General features: G+C 73.6%; 17 protein-coding genes. 14 read left to right on the top strand and 3 right to left on the bottom strand.

The annotated features are described in order from the left end of the window. From GA0070622_RS03970 to GA0070622_RS03985, 4 genes are all read left to right on the top strand, one after another. Positions 1–687 (top strand): ABC transporter permease, encoded by a 687-nt coding sequence (locus GA0070622_RS03970; protein ID WP_091568662.1) that lies wholly within the window; start codon positions 1–3, stop codon positions 685–687. Continuing rightward, positions 684–1406 (top strand): ABC transporter permease, encoded by a 723-nt coding sequence (locus GA0070622_RS03975; RefSeq protein ID WP_091568664.1) that lies wholly within the window; start codon positions 684–686, stop codon positions 1404–1406. Before GA0070622_RS03970 ends, GA0070622_RS03975 begins: the two co-directional genes overlap by 4 nt. 211 nt (positions 1407–1617) lie before the next feature. Next, positions 1618–2622: a glycine betaine ABC transporter substrate-binding protein gene (locus GA0070622_RS03980; RefSeq protein ID WP_091568667.1), complete on the top strand. Its 1005-nt coding sequence runs from the start codon at positions 1618–1620 to the stop codon at positions 2620–2622. Positions 2623–2751: 129 nt separating this feature from the next. Then, positions 2752–4719 (top strand): hypothetical protein, encoded by a 1968-nt coding sequence (locus tag GA0070622_RS03985; protein WP_091568669.1) that lies wholly within the window; start codon positions 2752–2754, stop codon positions 4717–4719. Between the two features lie 13 nt (positions 4720–4732). Here GA0070622_RS03985 and GA0070622_RS03990 read toward each other — a convergent pair whose 3' ends face one another. Both GA0070622_RS03990 and GA0070622_RS03995 read right to left on the bottom strand, forming a co-directional pair. Further along, a complete protein-coding gene (locus GA0070622_RS03990; RefSeq protein ID WP_176558974.1) occupies positions 4733–5902 on the bottom strand; it encodes an NADH-quinone oxidoreductase subunit D in 1170 nt (389 codons plus the stop codon). After that, entirely contained in the window at positions 5899–6864 is a 966-nt protein-coding gene (locus GA0070622_RS03995) for an SAM-dependent methyltransferase (protein ID WP_091576855.1), read from the bottom strand. The genes GA0070622_RS03990 and GA0070622_RS03995 overlap by 4 nt, the downstream gene beginning before the upstream one ends. Before the next feature lie 256 nt (positions 6865–7120). On the opposite strand from GA0070622_RS03995, the gene GA0070622_RS04000 reads away from it, so the two are divergent. From GA0070622_RS04000 to GA0070622_RS04030, 7 genes are all read left to right on the top strand, one after another. Continuing rightward, the gene (locus GA0070622_RS04000) at positions 7121–8050 is read left to right on the top strand and encodes a Rossmann-like and DUF2520 domain-containing protein (protein ID WP_091568672.1); all 930 of its coding nucleotides are present in this window, start codon (positions 7121–7123) and stop codon (positions 8048–8050) included. A gap of 55 nt (positions 8051–8105) precedes the next feature. Next, positions 8106–8954: a pantoate--beta-alanine ligase gene (gene panC, locus GA0070622_RS04005; protein ID WP_091568673.1), complete on the top strand. Its 849-nt coding sequence runs from the start codon at positions 8106–8108 to the stop codon at positions 8952–8954. Positions 8955–8983: 29 nt separating this feature from the next. Then, a complete protein-coding gene (gene panD / locus GA0070622_RS04010) occupies positions 8984–9412 on the top strand; it encodes an aspartate 1-decarboxylase (protein WP_091568676.1) in 429 nt (142 codons plus the stop codon). A gap of 212 nt (positions 9413–9624) precedes the next feature. Next, positions 9625–10518: a septum formation family protein gene (locus GA0070622_RS04015; protein ID WP_091568678.1), complete on the top strand. Its 894-nt coding sequence runs from the start codon at positions 9625–9627 to the stop codon at positions 10516–10518. Positions 10519–10579: 61 nt separating this feature from the next. After that, positions 10580–12268, top strand: a complete 1689-nt coding sequence (locus GA0070622_RS04020; RefSeq protein ID WP_091568681.1) for an L-aspartate oxidase — start codon at positions 10580–10582, stop codon at positions 12266–12268. After that, positions 12265–13161, top strand: a complete 897-nt coding sequence (nadC, locus tag GA0070622_RS04025; RefSeq protein WP_091568683.1) for a carboxylating nicotinate-nucleotide diphosphorylase — start codon at positions 12265–12267, stop codon at positions 13159–13161. The genes GA0070622_RS04020 and nadC overlap by 4 nt, the downstream gene beginning before the upstream one ends. Positions 13162–13231: 70 nt before the next feature. Beyond that, complete coding sequence (locus GA0070622_RS04030; protein WP_091568686.1) at positions 13232–13990, top strand: type III pantothenate kinase; 759 nt, start codon at positions 13232–13234, stop codon at positions 13988–13990. Between the two features lie 52 nt (positions 13991–14042). Here GA0070622_RS04030 and GA0070622_RS04035 read toward each other — a convergent pair whose 3' ends face one another. Then, positions 14043–14783 (bottom strand): class I SAM-dependent methyltransferase, encoded by a 741-nt coding sequence (locus tag GA0070622_RS04035; protein WP_091568688.1) that lies wholly within the window; start codon positions 14781–14783, stop codon positions 14043–14045. A 94-nt stretch (positions 14784–14877) separates the two neighbouring features. Here GA0070622_RS04035 and lysS point away from each other — a divergent pair, with 94 nt between their 5' ends. The 3 genes from lysS (at position 14878) to GA0070622_RS04050 (ending at position 19859) form a co-directional block, all read left to right on the top strand. Continuing rightward, on the top strand, positions 14878–16386 hold the full coding sequence (lysS, locus tag GA0070622_RS04040; protein ID WP_091568691.1) for a lysine--tRNA ligase: 1509 nt from the start codon (positions 14878–14880) through the stop codon (positions 16384–16386). A gap of 117 nt (positions 16387–16503) precedes the next feature. Further along, positions 16504–16854 (top strand): histone-like nucleoid-structuring protein Lsr2, encoded by a 351-nt coding sequence (locus tag GA0070622_RS04045; RefSeq protein WP_172967898.1) that lies wholly within the window; start codon positions 16504–16506, stop codon positions 16852–16854. Positions 16855–17321: 467 nt separating this feature from the next. After that, entirely contained in the window at positions 17322–19859 is a 2538-nt protein-coding gene (locus GA0070622_RS04050) for an ATP-dependent Clp protease ATP-binding subunit (RefSeq protein WP_091568696.1), read from the top strand. The last annotated feature ends 32 nt before the right edge of the window (positions 19860–19891 follow it).

Raw genomic sequence — 19891 nt, forward strand, 5'->3', positions numbered from 1 at the left:
GTGTTCCTCCACCTGAGCTACCGGGCCGCCCCGGGCAATCCGTGGTTCTCCTGGCAGTACGTGCGGGACAACTCTGACACCATCCTCGCCGCGCTGCGCGAGCACACCTGGTTGACCGCCCGGGCCGTGGTGATCGCCGCGCTGGTGGCGCTGCCGCTCGCGGTGGCAGCGTACTGGTTCCGCTCGCTGGCCGCGTCGATCCTGGCGCTGACCGGCGTGCTCTACACGATCCCGTCGCTGGCGCTGTTCGCCTTCCTCGCGCCCTACCTCGGCATCGGGGCGATCACCGTGCTCACCGTGGTGGCGCTCTACGCGCTGCTGGTCATCGTGCGCAACACGCTGGCCGGCCTGAACCAGGTGCCACCGGAGGTGCGGGAGGCCGCCGAGGGCATGGGCTACGGCCGCTGGGGCCGGCTGGTCCGGATCGAGCTGCCGCTGGCGCTGCCCGGCATCCTCACCGGCGTACGGCTGGCGACCGTCTCCACGGTCGCGCTGGTCACCGTGGGCGTGGTGGTGGGCCGGGGCGGGCTGGGCCAGCTCATCTTCGCCGGCTTCCAGAACAACTTCTACAAGGCGCAGATCATGACCGGCACGGTGCTCTGCGTGCTGCTGGCGCTGGTGCTCGACCTGGTCCTGGCGGGGGTGGGCCGGCTGCTCACCCCGTGGCTGCGCGGACGGGTCTCATGAATCCGGTGCAGCAGGCGGTGCTCTGGCTGAACGACCCGCTGAACTGGACCAACCCCGGCGGCGTGCTGGACCGCCTCGGCGAGCACCTGAGCATGTCCGCCCTGGCGGTGCTGCTGGGGTGCCTGGTGGCATGGCCGATCGGTCTCTGGCTCGGCCACAGCGGCCGGGGCGGCGGGCTGGTGCTGCTGGTCTCCAACGTCACGTTGGCGATCCCGACCCTGGCCCTGCTGACCATCCTGCCGCTGACCTTCCTCGGGTTCGGCCGGTCGGCCGTGGTGGTGGCGCTCGCGGTCTTCGCGGTGCCGCCGCTGCTGGCGAACGCGTACACCGGGGTGCGGCAGGCCGACCCGGAGGCCCGGGACGCCGCGCGCGGCATGGGGCTCTCCGGCGGGCAGGTGCTGCGCCGGGTGGAGTTGCCGCTCGCGGTGCCCTACCTGGCGGCGGGGTTCCGCACCGCGGCCGTGCAGGTGGTGGCGACCGCGGCGTTGGCCTCGTTCGTCAACGGCGGTGGGTTGGGTCAGATCATCCGGGCCGGCTTCGGGCTGGACATCGCGGCCGGCGGCGGCCAGATCATCGCCGGCGGTGTGCTCGTGGCGGGCCTGGCGCTGCTGGTCGAGGGGATCCTCGCGGTGCTGGAGCGGGTGGTCACGCCGCGCCCGCTGCGACGGGTCAGCCGGCGGGCGAACCGCCGTGCGGCGGCGGCCACGGCCGGCAACTGATCTTCCGGCGGCTCCTCGCCGGCCCGTCGGTGAGTCGGGCATCACAGCGCATCCGACCCGCTGGTGACGATCGGATGACGAAAACCGCTCCAAGTTTGTCGGTCGGGTCCGGAGGATGTTGGGTGAAGTCACGGGCGGCCGTCCGGATCGCCCGTCGGACACGCGGCCGGCCCCATCGGGGGCCGCGCCGGGACACGGAAGGCGGGCACTGATGCGCGCACGTGCACGGCTGGCCGCGGGGGCCTTCGGCGCCCTCGCCGCGGCAACTCTCCTCACGGGCTGCGGTGACGCCGGCTCCTCCGGCACCGACGCTCCCGAGGCGGGCGCCTCGGGTGCCGGCTGCGCCCCGGTGGCGGGTGACCAGCTGGTCGTCCTCACCGACGACAAGAAGCTGCAGAACACCGACAACGTCCTCCCCGCGATCAACAAGAAGGCGGCGACGCCGCAGCTGGTCGCCGCGCTGGACAAGGTCTCGGCGAAGCTCGACACCCCCAAGCTGATCCAGCTCAACCGGGCGGTCGACGTCGACCGGAAGACGCCCCAGGTGGCGGCGCAGGAGTTCGCCGCCGCCAACGGCGTGACCGACGGGATCGAAAAGGGTCCGGGCGGCCAGGTGACGGTGGGCGCGGGCAACTTCAGCGAGAGCCAGACCGTCGCCGAGCTCTACAAGATCGCGCTCACCGCGGCCGGCTACCAGGTCAAGGTGCAGACCATCGGCAACCGGGAGCTCTACGAGCCGGCTCTGGAGAAGGGCCAGGTCCAGGTCGTCCCGGAATACGCCGCCACCATGGCCGAGTTCCTCAACACCAAGGCCAACGGCAAGGACGCCCAGCCGGTCTCGTCCCCTGAGCTGGAGAAGACCGTCGCCGCGCTCAGGACCGAGGGCGACAAGGCGGGCCTGGTGTTCGGCCAGCCCTCCCAGGCGCAGGACCAGAACGCGTTCGCGGTGACCAAGGCCTTCGCCGAGAAGTACGGCCTGTCGACGCTCTCCGACCTGGCCGCGAAGTGCTCCGGGCAGGCCACCGTGCTCGCCGGTCCGCCGGAGTGCCCGCAGCGGCCGAAGTGCCAGGCCGGGCTGGTCGAGGTCTACGACTTCAAGGCCGGCTCGTTCAGTTCGCTGGACGCGGGTGGCCCGCAGACCAAGAACGCGCTGAAGACCGGCGCCGCCAGCGTCGGGCTCGTCTTCTCCTCGGACGCGGCGCTCGCCACGAGCTGATCCGTCGCCGCCGGCCGGTCGAACCGGCCGGCCGGCGGCGATCCCGGGCGGGGTCGCTGGTCAGCGACCGTGCATCCGATCGCGCCGACCCGTTCCCCTCCGGTGGAACTCTCGGTAATCTGCTCAGCCATGCCCGCCTCGGTCGCCCCCGCCGACAAGCGCACCCCGACGCCACTGACCGTCCTGTTCTGGATCGGCGTGGGGTTGGCGCCCCTGGCGGCGCTCATCCTGCTGGTCGCCGATGGCAACGGCACGCTGCGCTTCGGCGCCGTGCTGGCGATCCTCGCCGTGGTGCTGATCGGCCTCTCCATCGCGCTGCGGGCCGAGAACGGCTCCGGTGACGCCGGGGCCGAGGAGCTGCGCGAGGAGCTGGAGCAGCTCCGGCGCGAGTTGCGCTCCGAGATCGTGGCCGCCGCCCAACGTGGCAATCAGGCGCTCGACCAGGCCCGGCGGGCGGAGGAGACGGCCGGCGCGGTGCGTCAGCGGCTCGACGCGGCAGCCGCGGGGCTGGCCGCCGCGCCCGCCGAGGAGCGCCCGGGCGGACGGGCCCGGGTGCCGGTGGCCGGCGCGTACGACGCGGGACGGGCGCACCCGGCCGGCCGCGACGAGGACGCCCCGGGCCGGTCGTCGGGCACGCGCTACGGCGCCGACGACGCGTCCCGGCCCGACGTCGACCGCCCCGACGCTCACGCCGGTACGGGCTGGGGCCGGCCCGAGCCGTACGACGCCGACCCGTCGGGCCCGTACGCCGGGGAGCGCGCGGAGCCGGGCGGCTACCGGGCCGACCCGGACCGCTCCGGCGCGGACCGCCCGGGTTTCGCCGGCTACGGCGCCGACCCGGCCCGGTCCGACCCGCGCGGCACGGAGTGGCCGTCCGCCGGCACGCCGGGCGCGGACCGGCCGTCGGCCGCCGGATACGGCCAGGACCGGTCGTCGACCGGCGGATACGGCCAGGACCGACCGTCGGCCGGTGTCTACGGCGCGGCGCGGGTGGCCGAGCCGGCCCGGCCGGAGCAGCCCCGCCCCGTCGGCGTGGTTCACCACACCGAGACGGTGCACGTCACCACCCGGCACACCATCGTGGACGGTGGCGAACCGGCGGGTGGCCGGTACGGCGGGTTCGCCGGCCGCTGGTCACCGGGAGCGGAGGACCGGCCGCGGGGTGCGGAGGCGGCCGACCACCGGGGCGTCGGGCACCGCGAGTCGGGCCGGGACGAGCCGGCCCGATCCGGCTGGTCCGGCTCTGAGGAGGACGGCTGGCTGGGCGGCCTGCGGTCCGGTCCGGGCGCGGAACGGACCTGGCCCCGCGACGACGGCGCCCGCGACGACGGCTACCGGGCCGGCGCGCCCGGTGACGCCTACCGGGCCGCCCCGGCGGAGGACGCCTACCGCACCGGCCCGTCCGGTGACGGCTACCGGGCCGCACCCCCGGACGACGGCTACCGACCGAGCCCGTCCGGCGACGGATACGCGCGGACCGGTGACGGGCGCGAGCACCCCTGGGCGGGTGTCGGCCGGGCCGCGGGCGGCCAGCGGGGCTGGCCGGCGGACGACGGCTGGTCGCGGGGCCCGGGATCGGACCGGCCGGCGGACGAGCAGCGCGACTGGTCCGGCCCGGGTGACGACCGGACCGGTCCGGCGGCGGGCGGGGCGCGAGGCGACCGCTCCTGGCCGCCGGTGGAGCAGGCCGGGCGGGCGCAGGTGGCCGAGCCGGACGGCGCGCACTGGTCGCAGGTGCGGGCCGCCGGCAACCGCTGGGCGGCGGTCCGCGACGACGACCGGGGGCGGGAGATCCGGGTCGGGGAGCGGCGGGCCGCGGTGCACAAGGACGGCGGGAGCACCGAGTACCGGGTCGAGGACCGGTGGGCCTCCGTCCGTGGCGAACCGGCCGGCGGCTGGTCGCCGGAGAGCCACCCGGCGCTGCCGGCCGGTGGGGTCCCGGTGCCGCAGGAGTGGCGACCGCCGACGCAGCGGAGCGGCCAGCCGGAGTGGCGCGAGGTCGAGCCGGAGTGGCGGCAGCCCGAGCCGGAGTGGCGCCGGCCGGAGCCCGGCGGCTACGGTCACCCGCCCCGCGACGCCGACGACCGCTGGCGCTGACCGCGCCCCGGACTCACTTGTCGATGTCGCCGACCACGAAGAACATCGAGCCGAGGATGGCGATCAGGTCGGGGACCAGGCACCCGGGCAGCAGCGTCGACAGCGCCTGCACGTTCGCGTACGAGGCGGTGCGCAGCTTGAGCCGCCACGGCGTCTTCTCGCCCCGGGAGACCAGGTAGTAGCCGTTGATGCCGAGCGGGTTCTCGGTCCAGGCGTAGGTGTGTCCCTCGGGCGCCTTGACCACCTTGGGCAGCCGGGTGTTCACCGGCCCGGAGATCCGGTCCACCCGGTCCAGGCACTGTTCGGCGAGGTCGAGCGAGGCGTACACCTGGTCGAGCAGCACCTCGAACCGGGCGTGGCAGTCCCCGGCGGTCTTGGTCACCACCGGCACGTCGAGCTGGTCGTAGGCCAGGTAGGGCTCGTCCCGGCGCAGGTCCAGGTCGAGCCCGGAGGCCCGGGCGACCGGCCCGGACGCGCCGAACGCGGCGGCGTCGGCCGCGGAGAGCACGCCGACCCCGACGGTGCGGGCCAGGAAGATCTCGTTGCGCCGGATCAGGTGGTCGAGGTCGGGCATCCGGCGGCGTACCTCGGCGATGGCGGCGCGGGCCCGCCCGGTCCAGCCGGCGGGCACCTCCTCCTTCAGGCCGCCGACCCGGTTGAACATGTAGTGGATCCGGCCGCCGGAGACCTCCTCCATCACCGCCTGGATGGTCTCCCGTTCCCGGAACGCGTAGAACATCGGCGTGATCGCGCCGATCTCCAGCGGGTAGGAGCCGAGGAACATCAGGTGGTTGAGCACCCGGTTCAGCTCGGCCAGCGCCATCCGCAGCCAGGTGGCGCGCTCCGGCACCTCCATGCCCATCAGCCGCTCGACCGCGAGCACCACGCCCAGCTCGTTGGAGAACGCCGACAGCCAGTCGTGCCGGTTCGCCAGCACGATGATCTGCCGGTAGTCGCGTACCTCGAAGAGCTTCTCCGCCCCCCGGTGCATGTAGCCGACGATCGGCTCGGCGGCGATCACCCGCTCCCCGTCGAGCACCAGCTTCAGCCGCAGCACGCCGTGCGTCGAGGGGTGCTGCGGCCCGATGTTGAGCACCATGTCGGTGCCGAGCTGCTCACCGCCGGCGCCGGTCCCGACGGTCAGCTCGCGGAGGTCGCCGGCGTCCGTGGTCATGCCCGTCATCGTGCCATGGTCGCCTCGGGCGCGACGCCGACCGGCTGCCGCAGCCACCAGTGCCCGCCGAGGCCGGCCGGGTCGGTCAGCTCGGCCGCCGCCGACGCGCCGGCCAGCGCGCGCAGGTAGCCGGCCGGGTCCCGGGAGGCCAGGGCCAGCGGTGGTCGGCCGCCGTCGGCTCCGAGCGCCCGCAGCGCCTCCCGCTGCGACACCAGGGTGTACGCGCACCCCGCGACCCGCGCGCCGGCGGCGGCCACCGAGTCCATGGCGACGTGCGCGGTCACGTCGCACGACCCGTCGGGAACCGGCGACACCTGCCGCCCGTCCCGGTACCCGGTCAGCGTCCCGTCCAGGGGCCGGGCGTCCCGCAGGTGCCCGTAGTCCACCGCCAGCGCAAGCCCCCGCTCGACCCGTCCCACCGCCTCCGCCCACGCCTCGTCCCGAGTCCTCCCCACCTCCGCCCGGGTCGGGGTGGGGGGCCACCAGTGGGTCAGCCAGGTGGTGTCGGTGGGGGAGACGGTGGGGCCGGGGGTCTCGTGGCCGGTGGTGGGGTCGACCAGCAGGTGCCGCCAGCCGTCCGGGGTGGGGGTGGCGACGTCCAGGGGGACGTTGTCCAGCCACTCGGTGGCCAGCAGCAGGCCGGTGATCCCCTCGGGGATCTCGTGGCGCCAGTCGATGCCGGGCGGCAGGTCGGCGGGGCGTTCGGCGCGTTCCACCGCGACCGGGTGGATCCGGTCGGCCAGGTCCGGGTCGGCCCGCGTCAGCAGCGCGCGGAGCAGCTCGCCCCGGCCGGCGCCCACGTCGACCACGTCCAGCCGGGCCGGCCGCCCCAGCGCCTCGTCGACGGCGGTGAGCTGCCGCAGCAGGCAGGCGGCGAAGACCGGTGAGGCGTGCACGCTGGTGCGGAAGTGGGCGGCGGGGCCGGGGCCGGCCACGAAGAAGCCGTCCGGCCCGTAGAGGGCCTGTTCCATCGCGTCGCGCCAGCGCAGCGCGGGGTACCCGGACGTCACCGGGCCGACCCTACGGCCCGCCCTGGCCGGTGCCGTCCGGCGACCCGCCGGCCCGGCGTGGAGCGGCGCGGACGTACCCGTACGGGGGGTTCCTCCGCCACCGGAGCGGGCGCTCCGGGCGGTCGGTGAAGGTTTTCACACCTTCTTGTTTCCGGTCTGTCACCCGGGCGCATACTTGCCATCGACCGGTACCCCCTTCGAGGACTGGATCGCTGCCATGAGCGCACCGCTGCGCCCGCGGGCCACTCGCGCCCCGCTCGTCTTCCCCCGCACCCTCACCGTCGGCGTGCTCGGCGCCGGCCGGGTCGGTTCCGTGCTCGGCGCGGCCCTGGCCGCCGCCGGTCACCGCGTGGTGGCCGCCTCGGGCGGTTCCGGCGCCAGCCGGGCCCGGGTGGCGCTGCTCCTGCCGCAGACCCCGCACCGCTCCGCCGCCGCCGTGGCCCGGGCCGCCACCGACCTGCTGATCGTGGCCGTACCCGACGACGCCCTGGCCGACGTGGTCGCCGACCTGGCCGCGAGCGGCGCGCTGCACCCCGGCCAGGTGGTCGCGCACACGTCCGGCGCGCACGGGCTGGCCGTCCTGGCCCCGGCCGCCGCGGCCGGCGCCCGGCCGCTCGCGCTGCACCCCGCGATGACCTTCACCGGTACGCCGGACGACCTGTCCCGCCTCGCCGGCAGCTCCTACGGCGTGACCGCGCCGGCCGAGCTGCGCCCGTTCGCGGCCCGGTTGGTGGCCGACCTGGGCGGCGTGCCGGAGTGGGTGGGGGAGGCCGACCGGCCGCTCTACCACGCGGCGTTGGCGCACGGCGCGAACCACCTGGTCACCCTGGTCAACGAGGCGGCCGACCGGCTGCGCGACGCCGGGGTGGACCGGCCGGAGAAGGTGCTCGCCCCGCTGCTGCGGGCGGCCCTGGAGAACGCGCTGCGGCTCGGCGACGACGCGCTCACCGGCCCGGTGTCCCGGGGCGACGCGGGCACCGTACGTCGGCACCTGGACCGGCTGGCGCGGACCGCGCCGGAATCCGTACCGGCCTACCTGGCGTTGGCCCGACGGACGGCGGACCGCGCCGTCGCGGCGGGCCGGCTGCGCCCGGCGGACGCCGCGTCGCTGCGGGACGTGCTGGACGGGATGGAGGTTGTGGCGTGAGCGCGAGGAGTGAGCCGGGTCTGCGAGCCCCGCAGTCGCGAACCGGGAGGCCCTGATGGTGGACGTGCTGCACACGCGCAAGGAGTTGGCGGCGGCCCGGGAGGGGCTGACCGGCACCGTCGGCGTGGTGATGACCATGGGCGCGCTGCACACCGGGCACGAGACGTTACTGCGGGCCGCCCGCGAGCGGGCCGACCACGTGCTGGTGACGATCTTCGTGAACCCGCTGCAGTTCGGCCCGAACGAGGACTTCGACCGCTACCCGCGCACGCTCGACTCCGACCTGGAGATCTGCCGGCGGGCCGGGGCGGACCTGGTGTTCGCGCCGTCGGTGGCCGAGATGTACCCGGAGGGCCAGCCGACGGTGCGCCTGAACCCGGGCCCGCTCGGCGAGGACCTGGAGGGACTGAGCCGGCCCGGCTTCTTCCACGGCGTGCTCACCGTGGTCCTGAAGCTGCTCCAGCTCACCCGCCCCGACCTGGCCTTCTTCGGCGAGAAGGACTACCAGCAGCTCACCCTGGTGCGCCGGATGGTCCGTGACCTCGACGTGCCGACCGAGATCGTCGGGGTGCCGACCGTGCGGGAGCCGGACGGCCTGGCGCTGTCCAGCCGCAACCGCTACCTGTCGGCCGACGAGCGGCGGGCCGCGCTGAGCCTGTCCGCCGCGCTGCGCGCGGGTGTCGCGGCGGCCGAGCGGGGCGACGACGCCGGGGCGGTGCTGGCCGCCGCGCACCGGGCCTTCGACCCGGGTACGCCGGACGCCCGCCTCGACTACCTGGTGCTCACCGACACCGACCTGGAGCCCGGTCCGGTCTCCGGCCCGGCCCGGCTGTTGATCGCCGCCTGGGTCGGCGCCACCCGACTGATCGACAACACGGCGCTCCACCTCGCGCCGCGTCCCTGACCCCACCACGAATGCGGAAAGGCACCCCGATGCTCCGGACCATGCTCAAGTCGAAGATCCACCGGGCCACGGTGACCCAGGCCGACCTGCACTACGTCGGTTCGGTGACGGTGGACGAGGACCTGCTCGACGCGGCGGACCTGATCCCCGGCGAGCAGGTCGCGATCGTGGACATCACCAACGGCGCCCGGCTGGAGACGTACGTGATCCCGGGCCGGCGGGGCAGCGGCGTGATCGGCATCAACGGCGCCGCCGCGCACCTGGTGCACCCCGGTGACCTGGTCATCCTCATCTCGTACGGCCAGATGGACGACGCCGAGGCGCGCGCCTGGCAGCCCCGCGTGGTGCACGTCGACGCGGACAACAAGGTCGTCGACCTGACCGCCGACCCCACCACCGCCGCCCCCGGCACCGCCGGCGACCCCGTCCCCAACCCCCTCGCCGCCGCCCTGAACTGACCCCCTCGTCCCCCGCCCCTGCCCCCGCCCTCCCCCGTCGATCTTGCACTTTCGGCCCCTCGTTCGCCCGGTCTGCACCTTTCATCCGGGCCGCAACTGCAAGATCCACGGGGTCGGAGGTGGGGGCCGGCGCGGTCTGTTACCGGAAGGTCATTTTCGGCTACCCTGAGCGGACCGTCGGAATCGACGGTCGTCGGGCTGGGGGAGGCGCGATGGGCCGTAGGCTGGGGAGCCTCGTCGCCGCCGTGGTCGCGACAGCGGCGCTGGTCGGGTGCGCCTCCTCGGGCGGGCTGGACGGGGACCTCACCGACGACTGGGCGTCGATGGGTCGGCCCGGTCCGTTCACCCCGGCGGCCGGGGTGTGCCAGGTCGCCGACTTCACCCCGACGGTCGGCCTGGCCGCGTACGCCCCGGTCGGCTGCGACCTGCCGCACCGGGTGGAGACCGTGCACGTCGGGGCGTTCACCGTCGGCCGGGCCACGCCGCCCCCGCTCGACTCACCCGAGCTGCGCACCGCCTTCGCCGAGTGCGACACCCGGGCCAGCGGCTTCGTCGGCGACGACTGGCGGGCCGGGCGGCTCCGGCTGGCCGTGGCGGTGCCCACCGGCGCCGGCTGGACGGCCGGCTCCCGCTGGTTCCGGTGCGACCTGACCGAGCTGAACACGGTCGAGGCGGCGGCCACCGTGGTGACCCGCACCGGCAGCCTCCGGGACGCGCTCAAGCCGCCGTCCCCGCTGCGTCTGGGCTGCCAGCGCACCGGACAGGACCGGCGGCGGGTGCAGACGCTCACGCCGGTCGACTGCGCGGTGGCGCACGACGCCGAGTTCGTCGGCGTCTGGCTCGCGCCGGCCCGCCCGTACCCGAGCCGGCCGGCGGACTGGGCGCCGCTCTACGACGGCTGCTACGGCGCCGTCGCGCGCTGGGCCGGCGTGCCCGCCGACCCGGTCCTGCGCTACCGCAGCGGCGTGGTGGTGCGCCCGCCCGGCGCGGCCCGCTGGGCGGTGGGCGACCGGGGCGTCCGGTGCTACCTGTGGCTCAGCGACCGCACCGTGACCGCCTCGTTGAAGGGCGCCGGCCCGGCCGGGCTGCCGCTCCGGACGAGGTAGCCGAAACCACTCGTCCCGCCCCCGTGGCCCGGAGCGAGGACGCTTCGGGTTGACTGTCCGCATGGACCTATCCACCGTCGACCTGCCGGCGCTGCCCCGGCTGCTCGCGGCGCCCGCGCCCGGTTGGGTGGAGACGACCGACGTCATCGTGGTCGGCTCCGGGGTCGCCGGGCTGACCGCCGCGCTGCATCTGCGCGAGGCCGGCCTGCACGTCACCGTCGTCACCAAGGTCGACATGGACGAGGGCTCCACCCGCTGGGCGCAGGGCGGCATCGCCGCGGTGCTGGACCCGACGGACAGCCCGGGCGCGCACGCGTACGACACGGAGGTGGCCGGCGTCGGCCTCTGCGACCCGGCCGCGGTGCGGGCGCTGGTGGAGGAGGGCCCGACCCGGCTCCGCGAGCTGATGCGGATCGGGGCGGAGTTCGACCGCAACCCGGACGGCTCGCTGATGCTCACCCGGGAGGGCGGGCACCGGGCCGACCGGATCGTGCACGCCGGCGGCGACGCCACCGGCGCCGAGGTGCAGCGGGCGCTGCACGCGGCGGTACGCCGCGACCCCTGGATCCGGCTGGTCGAGCACGCGCTGGTGCTGGACCTGCTGCGCGCGCCCGGCGACGGGCCGGGCGGCCTCGGTCCGGCCTGCGGGATCACCCTGCACGTGCTCGGTGAGGGCAGCGAGGACGGCGTCGGCGCCGTCCTCGGCCGCGCGGTGGTGCTGGCCACCGGCGGGATGGGGCAGATCTTCGCCGCCACCACCAACCCGGCGGTCTCCACCGGCGACGGGGTGGCGCTCGCGCTGCGCGCCGGCGCGGCCGTCACCGACCTGGAGTTCGTCCAGTTCCACCCGACCGCGCTGATCGTGCCGGCCGGCGGGCCGGGCGCCGGCCTGGCCCAGCAGCCGCTGGTCTCCGAGGCGCTGCGGGGCGAGGGCGCCCACCTGGTCGACGGCGACGGCAAGCGGTTCATGGTCGGCCAGCACGAGCTGGCCGAGCTGGCCCCCCGCGACGTGGTGGCCAAGGGCATCCACCGGGTCCTGCTCGCCACCGGCGCGGACCACGTCCACCTGGACGCCCGGTACCTCGGCGGCGACTTCCTGGCCCGGCGGTTCCCCACCATCGTGGCGTCCTGCCTGGCCATCGGCGTGGACCCGGCGACCGACCTGATCCCGGTGGCCCCGGCCGCCCACTACGCGTCGGGCGGCGTCCGGACCGACCTGCGCGGCCGCACCTCGATCCCCGGCCTGTACGCCTGCGGCGAGGTGGCCTGCACCGGGGTGCACGGCGCCAACCGGCTGGCCAGCAACTCGCTGCTGGAAGGGCTGGTCTTCTCCCGCCGGATCGCCGAGGACATCGCCGCCGGTCTGCCCGAGCAGGCCCGCCCGGCGGAGACCGGCGCCTGGGTCGGCGGGCAGGGCTGGCTGGTGCCGGCCGGGGGCACGCCGGACCTGCAACGGGCGATGACCCGGGGCGCGGGCGTGCTCCGCTCGGCGGACACGCTGGCCGGCACCGCCGCCGCGCTCACCGCGCTGGGCGCGGGTCGGGGCGTGCCGCGTACCGCCGACTGGGAGGCGACGAACCTGATCACGGTGGCGTCGACGCTGGTCGCCGCCGCGTACGCCCGGCGGGAGACCCGGGGCTGCCACTGGCGGGAGGACTTCCCGTCGGCGGACGACAGGTGGCGGGGCCACCTGGTGGCCGAGGTGGGCCCGGACGGGCGGCTGACCGAGAACTGGGAGGATGTTTCGTGATCGAGTCGACGCGGCGGGCGCTGCGGGACGGCGGCCTGGACCCGGAGTCGATCCGGCGGATCGTCGTCGACACCCTGGCCGAGGACCTCGGCCCGGACTTCCTCGACGTCACCAGCGTCGCCACCATTCCGGCCGAACAGCAGGACACGGCCGACCTGGTGGCGCGCGCGGACGGCGTGGTGGCCGGGCTGCCGGTGGCGGCCGCGGTGTTCGAGCTGGTGGGCGAGGTGACCGGCGCCGACCGTACGGTCGAGGTGTCGTTGGTGGCCCACGACGGGCAGCGGGTGGCGCGCGGTGACGTGCTGGCCACCGTGACCGGGCCGACCCGGCTGCTGCTCACCGCCGAGCGGACGGCGCTCAACCTGCTCTCCCGGATGTCCGGGGTGGCGACCCACACCCGGGCCTGGGCCGACGCTCTCGCCGGCACGAAGGCCATGGTGCTCGACACCCGCAAGACCACGCCGGGGCTGCGCGCGCTGGAGAAGTACGCGGTCCGGGCCGGCGGTGGCACCAACAAGCGCATGGGCCTCTACGACGTCGCCATGATCAAGGACAACCACAAGGTGGCCGCGGGCGAGATCGGGGCGGCGTTCCGCCGGGTCCGGGCGGCGTTCCCGGAGGTCCCGGTGCAGGTGGAGGTGGACACCCTGGCCGAGGCGGTGGAGGCGGTCGAGGCGGGGGCCGGGTTCCTGCTGCTGGACAACATGACCCCGGCGCAGCTGCGCGAGGTGGTGGCCGCGGTCGGCGACCGGGCGGAGCTGGAGGCGACCGGCGGGTTGACCCTGCCGGTGGCGGCCGAGTACGGGGCCACCGGCGTCGACTACCTCTCCGTCGGCGCGCTCACCCACTCGTCGCCGATCCTCGACATCGCCCTCGACCTGCGCGAGGAATGACGTGCGGCTCGCCACCCCGGCTCACTCCGCGCGCTTCGACCGCGGCGCGAGCGCCGTCTAGGCTGCCGCTGTGCTGCTCTGCATCGACATCGGAAACACCAACACCGTGCTGGCGACCTTCGACGGCGACAAGCTGGTGCACTCCTGGCGGATCAAGACCGACGCCCGTTCCACCGCGGACGAGCTGGGCCTGATGTTCCGCGGGCTGCTGGCCGGTGACGCCGTGGAGATCACCGGGGTGGCCGCCTGCTCGACCGTGCCGGCGGCGCTGCGCTCGCTGCGCACCATGCTCGGCCGCTACTACGCGGACCTGCCCAGCGTGATCGTCGAGCCCGGCGTCCGCACCGGCGTGCAGCTCGCCATCGACAACCCGAAGGAGGTGGGCGCGGACCGGGTGGTGAACACGCTGGCCGCGTACACGCTCTACGGGGGGCCGTCGATCGTGGTGGACTTCGGCACCACCACCAACTTCGACGTGATCAGCGACCGGGGCGAGTTCCTCGGCGGGGCGTTCGCGCCCGGCATCGAGATCTCCTTCGACGCGTTGGCCGCCCGAGCCGCCCAGTTGCGCAAGGTGGAGGCCACCCGTCCCCGCTCGGTGATCGGCAAGAACACCGTCGAGTGCCTCCAGGCCGGCCTCTACTTCGGCTTCGCCGGCCAGGTCGACCGGATCGTCGAGCGGATGTCCGAGGAGTTGGGCGACGTCAAGGCGGTGATCGCCACCGGCGGCCTGGCCTCGCTGGTGCTCGGCGAGTGCCGCACCATCACCCACCACGAGCCGATGATCACCCTGATCGGCCTGCGGATGGTCTACGAGCGCAACACCTGAGGTGCAAGGAAGGACCCCCTATTAACGCCTCCGGTAGAGGAAGGGCCCCCTGTTAACGCCGGCGGGCCCGGAGCACGAGCGTCCGGTACGGCAGCTCGACGGTGTCCCGGCCGACCAGGTCGGGGTGGCCGGCGAACAGCTCGGTCAGCCCGTCGTCGACCCGGGCCCGCTCGGCCGGGGTGGCGGTCAGCCAGTACGACCGGGTGTGCAGCATGCCCACCACCTGGTCCGGCGTGAGCGTGGTCGCGTGCGCGAACTCGCCCACCTCGACCGGCGTGAAGGCGGGACCGAAGTCGGCGTACCGGCCGGTCACGTCACCGGCGGTGTCGCCGAGGTGGGCGATCCGGGTCAGCTCGGCCACCCAGGCGACCCGCTCGTCCCGGACGTTCCACACCGGCGCGAACGTGCCGCCCGCGCGCAGCACGCGGGCGATCTCGACGTGCGCCCGCTCCCGGTCGAACCAGTGGTAGGCCTGCCCCGCCAGCACGGCGTCCGCCGACGCGTCCGGCAGCGGCACCGCCTCCGCGCCGCCCGCCAGCGCCGTCGTGCCCGGCGTGGCGGCCGCGAGTTGCGCCCGCATCCCCGGATCCGGCTCCACCGGTACGACGTGCTGCCCGAGCGCCAGCAGGCCCCGGGTGAGGATGCCGGTACCGGCGCCGAGGTCCACCACCCGGGCCGGGGCGTCCAGCCCGTCCAGCGCCCAGCGCAGGGCCGCCTCGGGATAGCGGGGCCGGAACCGGTCGTACGCGGCGGCGGCGGCGCCGAACGAGAGCGCCGGAGTGGGGTCGGTCATGGCGGGCAGGTTATCCCGTAACGGTCGCCACGCCGCTTGAGTACGCTCATGGGCTGACCCCGCCGTTGTTCCCCAAGGCCTGAGGAAGCGTGCCGTGACCGAGCAGAACGCCCTGCCCACCGACCCCGCCGACGACCTTCCCGAGCAGATGAAGGTCCGCCGGGAGAAGCGGGACCGGATGCTCGCCGAGGGGGTCGAGCCGTACCCGGTCGGTTTCCCGCGGACCACCACGCTCGCGCGGCTGCGTGAGCGCTACGCCGAGCTGCCCACCGACACGGCCACCGGGGACCGGGTCTCGGTCACCGGTCGGGTGATCTTCATCCGCAACACCGGCAAGCTCTGCTTCGCCACCCTGCGCGACGGCGACGGCACCGAGCTTCAGGCGATGCTCTCGCTGGACCGGGTCGGCGCGGAGCGGTTGGCCGACTGGAAGCGCCTGGTCGACCTCGGTGACCACGTCGGCGTGACCGGCGAGGTGATCACGAGCCGGCGCGGCGAGCTGTCGGTGCTGGCCGACGAGTGGGCGGTCACCGCGAAGGCGCTGCGCCCGCTGCCGGTGGCGCACAAGCCGCTCAGCGAGGAGTCCCGGGTCCGCCAGCGGTACGTGGACCTGGTGGTGCGCCCGCAGGCCCGGCAGATGGTGCGCACCCGGGCCACCGCGGTGCGCAGCCTGCGCGACACGCTGCACGGGCAGGACTTCATCGAGGTGGAGACGCCGATGCTGCAGTTGCTGCACGGTGGCGCGGCGGCCCGCCCATTCGTGACCCACAGCAATGCGCTCGACACCGATCTGTATCTGCGAATCGCGCCGGAACTGTTTCTCAAGCGCGCGGTGGTCGGTGGCGTGGACCGCGTCTTCGAGATCAACCGCAACTTCCGTAATGAGGGCATCGACTCCTCGCACTCACCGGAGTTCGCGATGCTGGAGACCTACCAGGCGTACGGCGACTACGACACGATGGCGGAGCTGACGAGAAATCTCGTGCAGCAGGCCGCCGTCGCGGTCGCCGGCTCCACGGTGGTGACGCACGCCGACGGCCGGGAGTTCGATCTGGGCGGCGAGTGGCGGTCGGTGACGCTGTTCGGTGTTCTTTCCGAAGCGCTCGGTGAGGAGGTCACCGTCCGCACGGAAAGGTCACGCCTGGTCGAGTACGCGGACAAGGTCGGTCTCTCCGTCGACCCGAAGTGGGGGCCGGGCAAGCTCGCGGAGGAGTTGTTCGAGGAACTGGTGGTGCCGTCCCTGCAGGCGCCCACGTTCGTGCGCGACTACCCGGAGGAGACCAGCCCGCTGACCCGGGCCCACCGCAGCGAGCCGGGCCTAGCCGAGAAGTGGGACCTCTACGTGCTCGGTTTCGAGCTGGGCACCGCGTACTCGGAGCTGGTCGACCCGGTCGTGCAGCGGGAGCGGCTGGTGGCCCAGGCGCAGCTCGCGGCGCGCGGCGACGACGAGGCGATGCGACTCGACGAGGACTTTCTCCGGGCCATGGAGTACGGAATGCCGCCGGCCGGTGGTATGGGAATGGGAATCGACCGGCTCCTGATGGCCTTGACCGGCCTGGGAATTCGGGAAACCATCCTGTTCCCGTTGGTCCGACCCGAGTAGGCGCGCAAACCTTCTCCGGCTCGTTACCCGGTCCTATTGACGGAGCAAGCATCGGGCGGGTTATCGTGCTTGCGAGTATTCGCAGGAGCGTGACCCTGCTCGAAAGGAATGTGGGACGTGGCCAAGCAGATCATTCACAAGCTGGTCGATGACCTGGACGGCGGGGACGCTGACGAGACTGTCAAGTTCGCGCTCGACGGCGTGCAGTACGAGATCGACCTCTCCGCCTCCAACGCTGAAAAATTGCGCGACGTATTCGCGCCGTACATCGCGCACGGCACGCGGGTGGGTCGTGGGGGTGTGGTCGTGGGCGGCCGGGCCGCGCGGGGTCGGGGTGGCGCCACCGCCGACCGTGAGCAGAACCGTGCCATCCGCGAGTGGGCCAAGAAGGCCGGTAAGGACATCTCCGACCGGGGCCGGATCCCGCAGGAGATCGTGGACGAGTACCACGCGAAGGCGGGGCACTGACCCCGACCCTCGCGAGACGGGCGACCCGACGCCGGACCGGAGTGCGACTCCGGGCCGGCGTCGCCGTTTCCGCCCCGGGGTGCCGCGTGTCCGGTTCCGGGCCGACCCCGCGCCGGCGGGAAGAAAACCCCGTGCGGACCGGTTGTCCACAGGCGGTGGAGATTCCGTCCACAGGCTGTGGACGACCGTGGCGGGCGCGTACACCCCGCCCGAACCCCCCGACCGGGACTTTCCACCGCCGGTCGAATTTCGCTCTGCGCGTACAGGTAGGGGTCCCGGAACACCTCCTGAGCGTGGACGGTTGTCAGAAACGACGTCGGAACGGTCATTCGCGGGGACACACGACCTCAGCGGAGACGGTCCGCGGCGATAGAGTAAGGAGGCACGGACGCCGTCCCGGACGTCCGCGCACCGGCCCCGCCGAGATCTGACCATCAAGGCGCACGGCACGTGAGGAGCACGAGGGCATGTTCGAGCGGTTCACCGACCGAGCGCGACGGGTTGTCGTCCTGGCCCAAGAAGAGGCCCGGATGCTCAACCACAACTACATCGGTACGGAGCACATCCTGCTGGGCCTCATCCACGAGGGTGAGGGCGTCGCCGCCAAGGCTCTGGAGAGCCTGGGCATCTCCCTGGAGGGCGTGCGCCAGCAGGTCGAGGAGATCATCGGCCAGGGCCAGCAGGCGCCGAGCGGGCACATCCCGTTCACGCCGCGGGCCAAGAAGGTGCTGGAGCTGTCGCTGCGCGAGGCGCTGCAGCTCGGCCACAACTACATCGGCACCGAGCACATCCTGCTCGGCCTGATCCGCGAGGGTGAGGGCGTCGCCGCCCAGGTGCTGGTCAAGCTCGGCGCCGACCTGAACCGGGTCCGCCAGCAGGTGATCCAGCTGCTCTCGGGCTACCAGGGCAAGGAGCCCGCCGCGGCCGGCGCCGCGCCGGGCGAGGCCGCGCCGTCGACCAGCCTCGTGCTGGACCAGTTCGGCCGCAACCTGACCCAGGCCGCCCGCGAGGGCAAGCTCGACCCGGTCATCGGGCGCGAGAAGGAGATCGAGCGGGTCATGCAGGTGCTGTCCCGCCGCACCAAGAACAACCCGGTGCTGATCGGCGAGCCGGGCGTCGGCAAGACCGCCGTGGTCGAGGGGCTGTCCCAGAAGATCATCAAGGGCGAGGTGCCCGAGACGCTCAAGGACAAGCAGCTCTACACGCTCGACCTGGGCGCCCTGGTGGCCGGCTCCCGCTACCGCGGTGACTTCGAGGAGCGCCTCAAGAAGGTGCTCAAGGAGATCCGCACCCGCGGTGACATCATCCTGTTCATCGACGAGATCCACACCCTGGTGGGTGCGGGTGCGGCCGAGGGCGCGATCGACGCCGCCAGCATCCTCAAGCCGATGCTGGCCCGTGGCGAGCTGCAGACCATCGGCGCCACCACCCTCGACGAATACCGCAAGCACCTGGAGAAGGACGCCGCCCTCGAGCGCCGCTTCCAGCCGATCCAGGTGGGTGAGCCCTCGCTGGCGCACACCATCGAGATCCTCAAGGGCCTGCGGGACCGCTACGAGGCGCACCACCGGGTGAGCATCACCGACGCGGCCCTCGTCGCGGCGGCCACCCTGGCCGACCGCTACATCTCCGACCGCTTCCTGCCGGACAAGGCGATCGACCTGATCGACGAGGCCGGCGCGCGGATGCGGATCCGTCGGATGACCGCGCCGCCGGACCTGCGTGACTTCGACGAGCGCATCGCCCAGGTGCGCCGCGACAAGGAGTCCGCGATCGACGCGCAGGACTTCGAGCGGGCCGCGCAGCTGCGCGACAAGGAGAAGCAGCTCCTCGGCCAGAAGGCGCAGCGGGAGAAGGAGTGGAAGGCCGGTGACCTGGACGTCGTCAGCGAGGTCGACGACGAGCAGATCGCCGAGGTGCTCGGCAACTGGACCGGCATCCCGGTCTACAAGCTGACCGAGGAGGAGACCTCGCGTCTGCTGCGCATGGAGGACGAGCTGCACAAGCGCGTCATCGGCCAGGAGGACGCGGTCAAGGCGGTCTCGAAGGCGATCCGGCGGACCCGGGCCGGCCTGAAGGACCCGAAGCGCCCGTCCGGCTCGTTCATCTTCGCCGGCCCGTCCGGTGTGGGTAAGACCGAGCTGTCCAAGGCGCTCGCCGAGTTCCTCTTCGGCAGCGAGGACGCGCTGATCCAGCTGGACATGTCCGAGTTCCACGACCGGTACACGGTGTCGCGGCTGGTGGGTGCCCCTCCCGGCTACGTCGGCTACGACGAGGGCGGGCAGCTGACCGAGAAGGTGCGTCGCCGGCCGTTCTCGGTGGTGCTGTTCGACGAGATCGAGAAGGCCCACCCGGACGTGTTCAACACGCTCCTGCAGATCCTCGAGGACGGGCGCCTCACCGACGGCCAGGGCCGGATCGTGGACTTCAAGAACACGGTCATCATCCTGACCACCAACCTCGGCACCCGTGACGTCGCCAAGGCCGTCTCGCTGGGCTTCCAGGCCTCTGAGGACTCCGAGTCGAACTACGACCGGATGAAGCAGAAGGTCAACGACGAGCTCAAGCAGCACTTCCGGCCCGAGTTCCTGAACCGGATCGACGACACCATCGTCTTCCACCAGCTGCGCGAGAACGAGATCCTCTCGATCGTCGACATCATGATCCAGCGCATCGAGGGCCAGCTGCGCAACAAGGACATGGGTCTGGAGCTGACCGACAACGCCAAGAAGTACCTGGCGAAGAAGGGCTTCGACCCGGTGCTGGGCGCGCGGCCGCTGCGTCGCACGATCCAGCGCGACATCGAGGACAACCTCTCCGAGCGGATCCTGTTCAACGAGCTGACCCCGGGTCAGATCGTGGTGGTCGACTGCGAGGGCGACCCCGAGAACATCGACAAGTCCAAGCTCGTCTTCCGGGGCGCGGACCGGCCGGACGCCGTGCCGGACGCGGTCCCGGCGGACCTCGGCGGCACCGCCGCCACCGGCGCGGACGACGCCGCGTAACTGGAACACCAAGGGCGGCGGCCCCGGCTGGC

The sequence above is a fragment of the Micromonospora sediminicola genome, assembly GCF_900089585.1.
Taxonomy (GTDB): Bacteria; Actinomycetota; Actinomycetes; order Mycobacteriales; family Micromonosporaceae; genus Micromonospora; species Micromonospora sediminicola.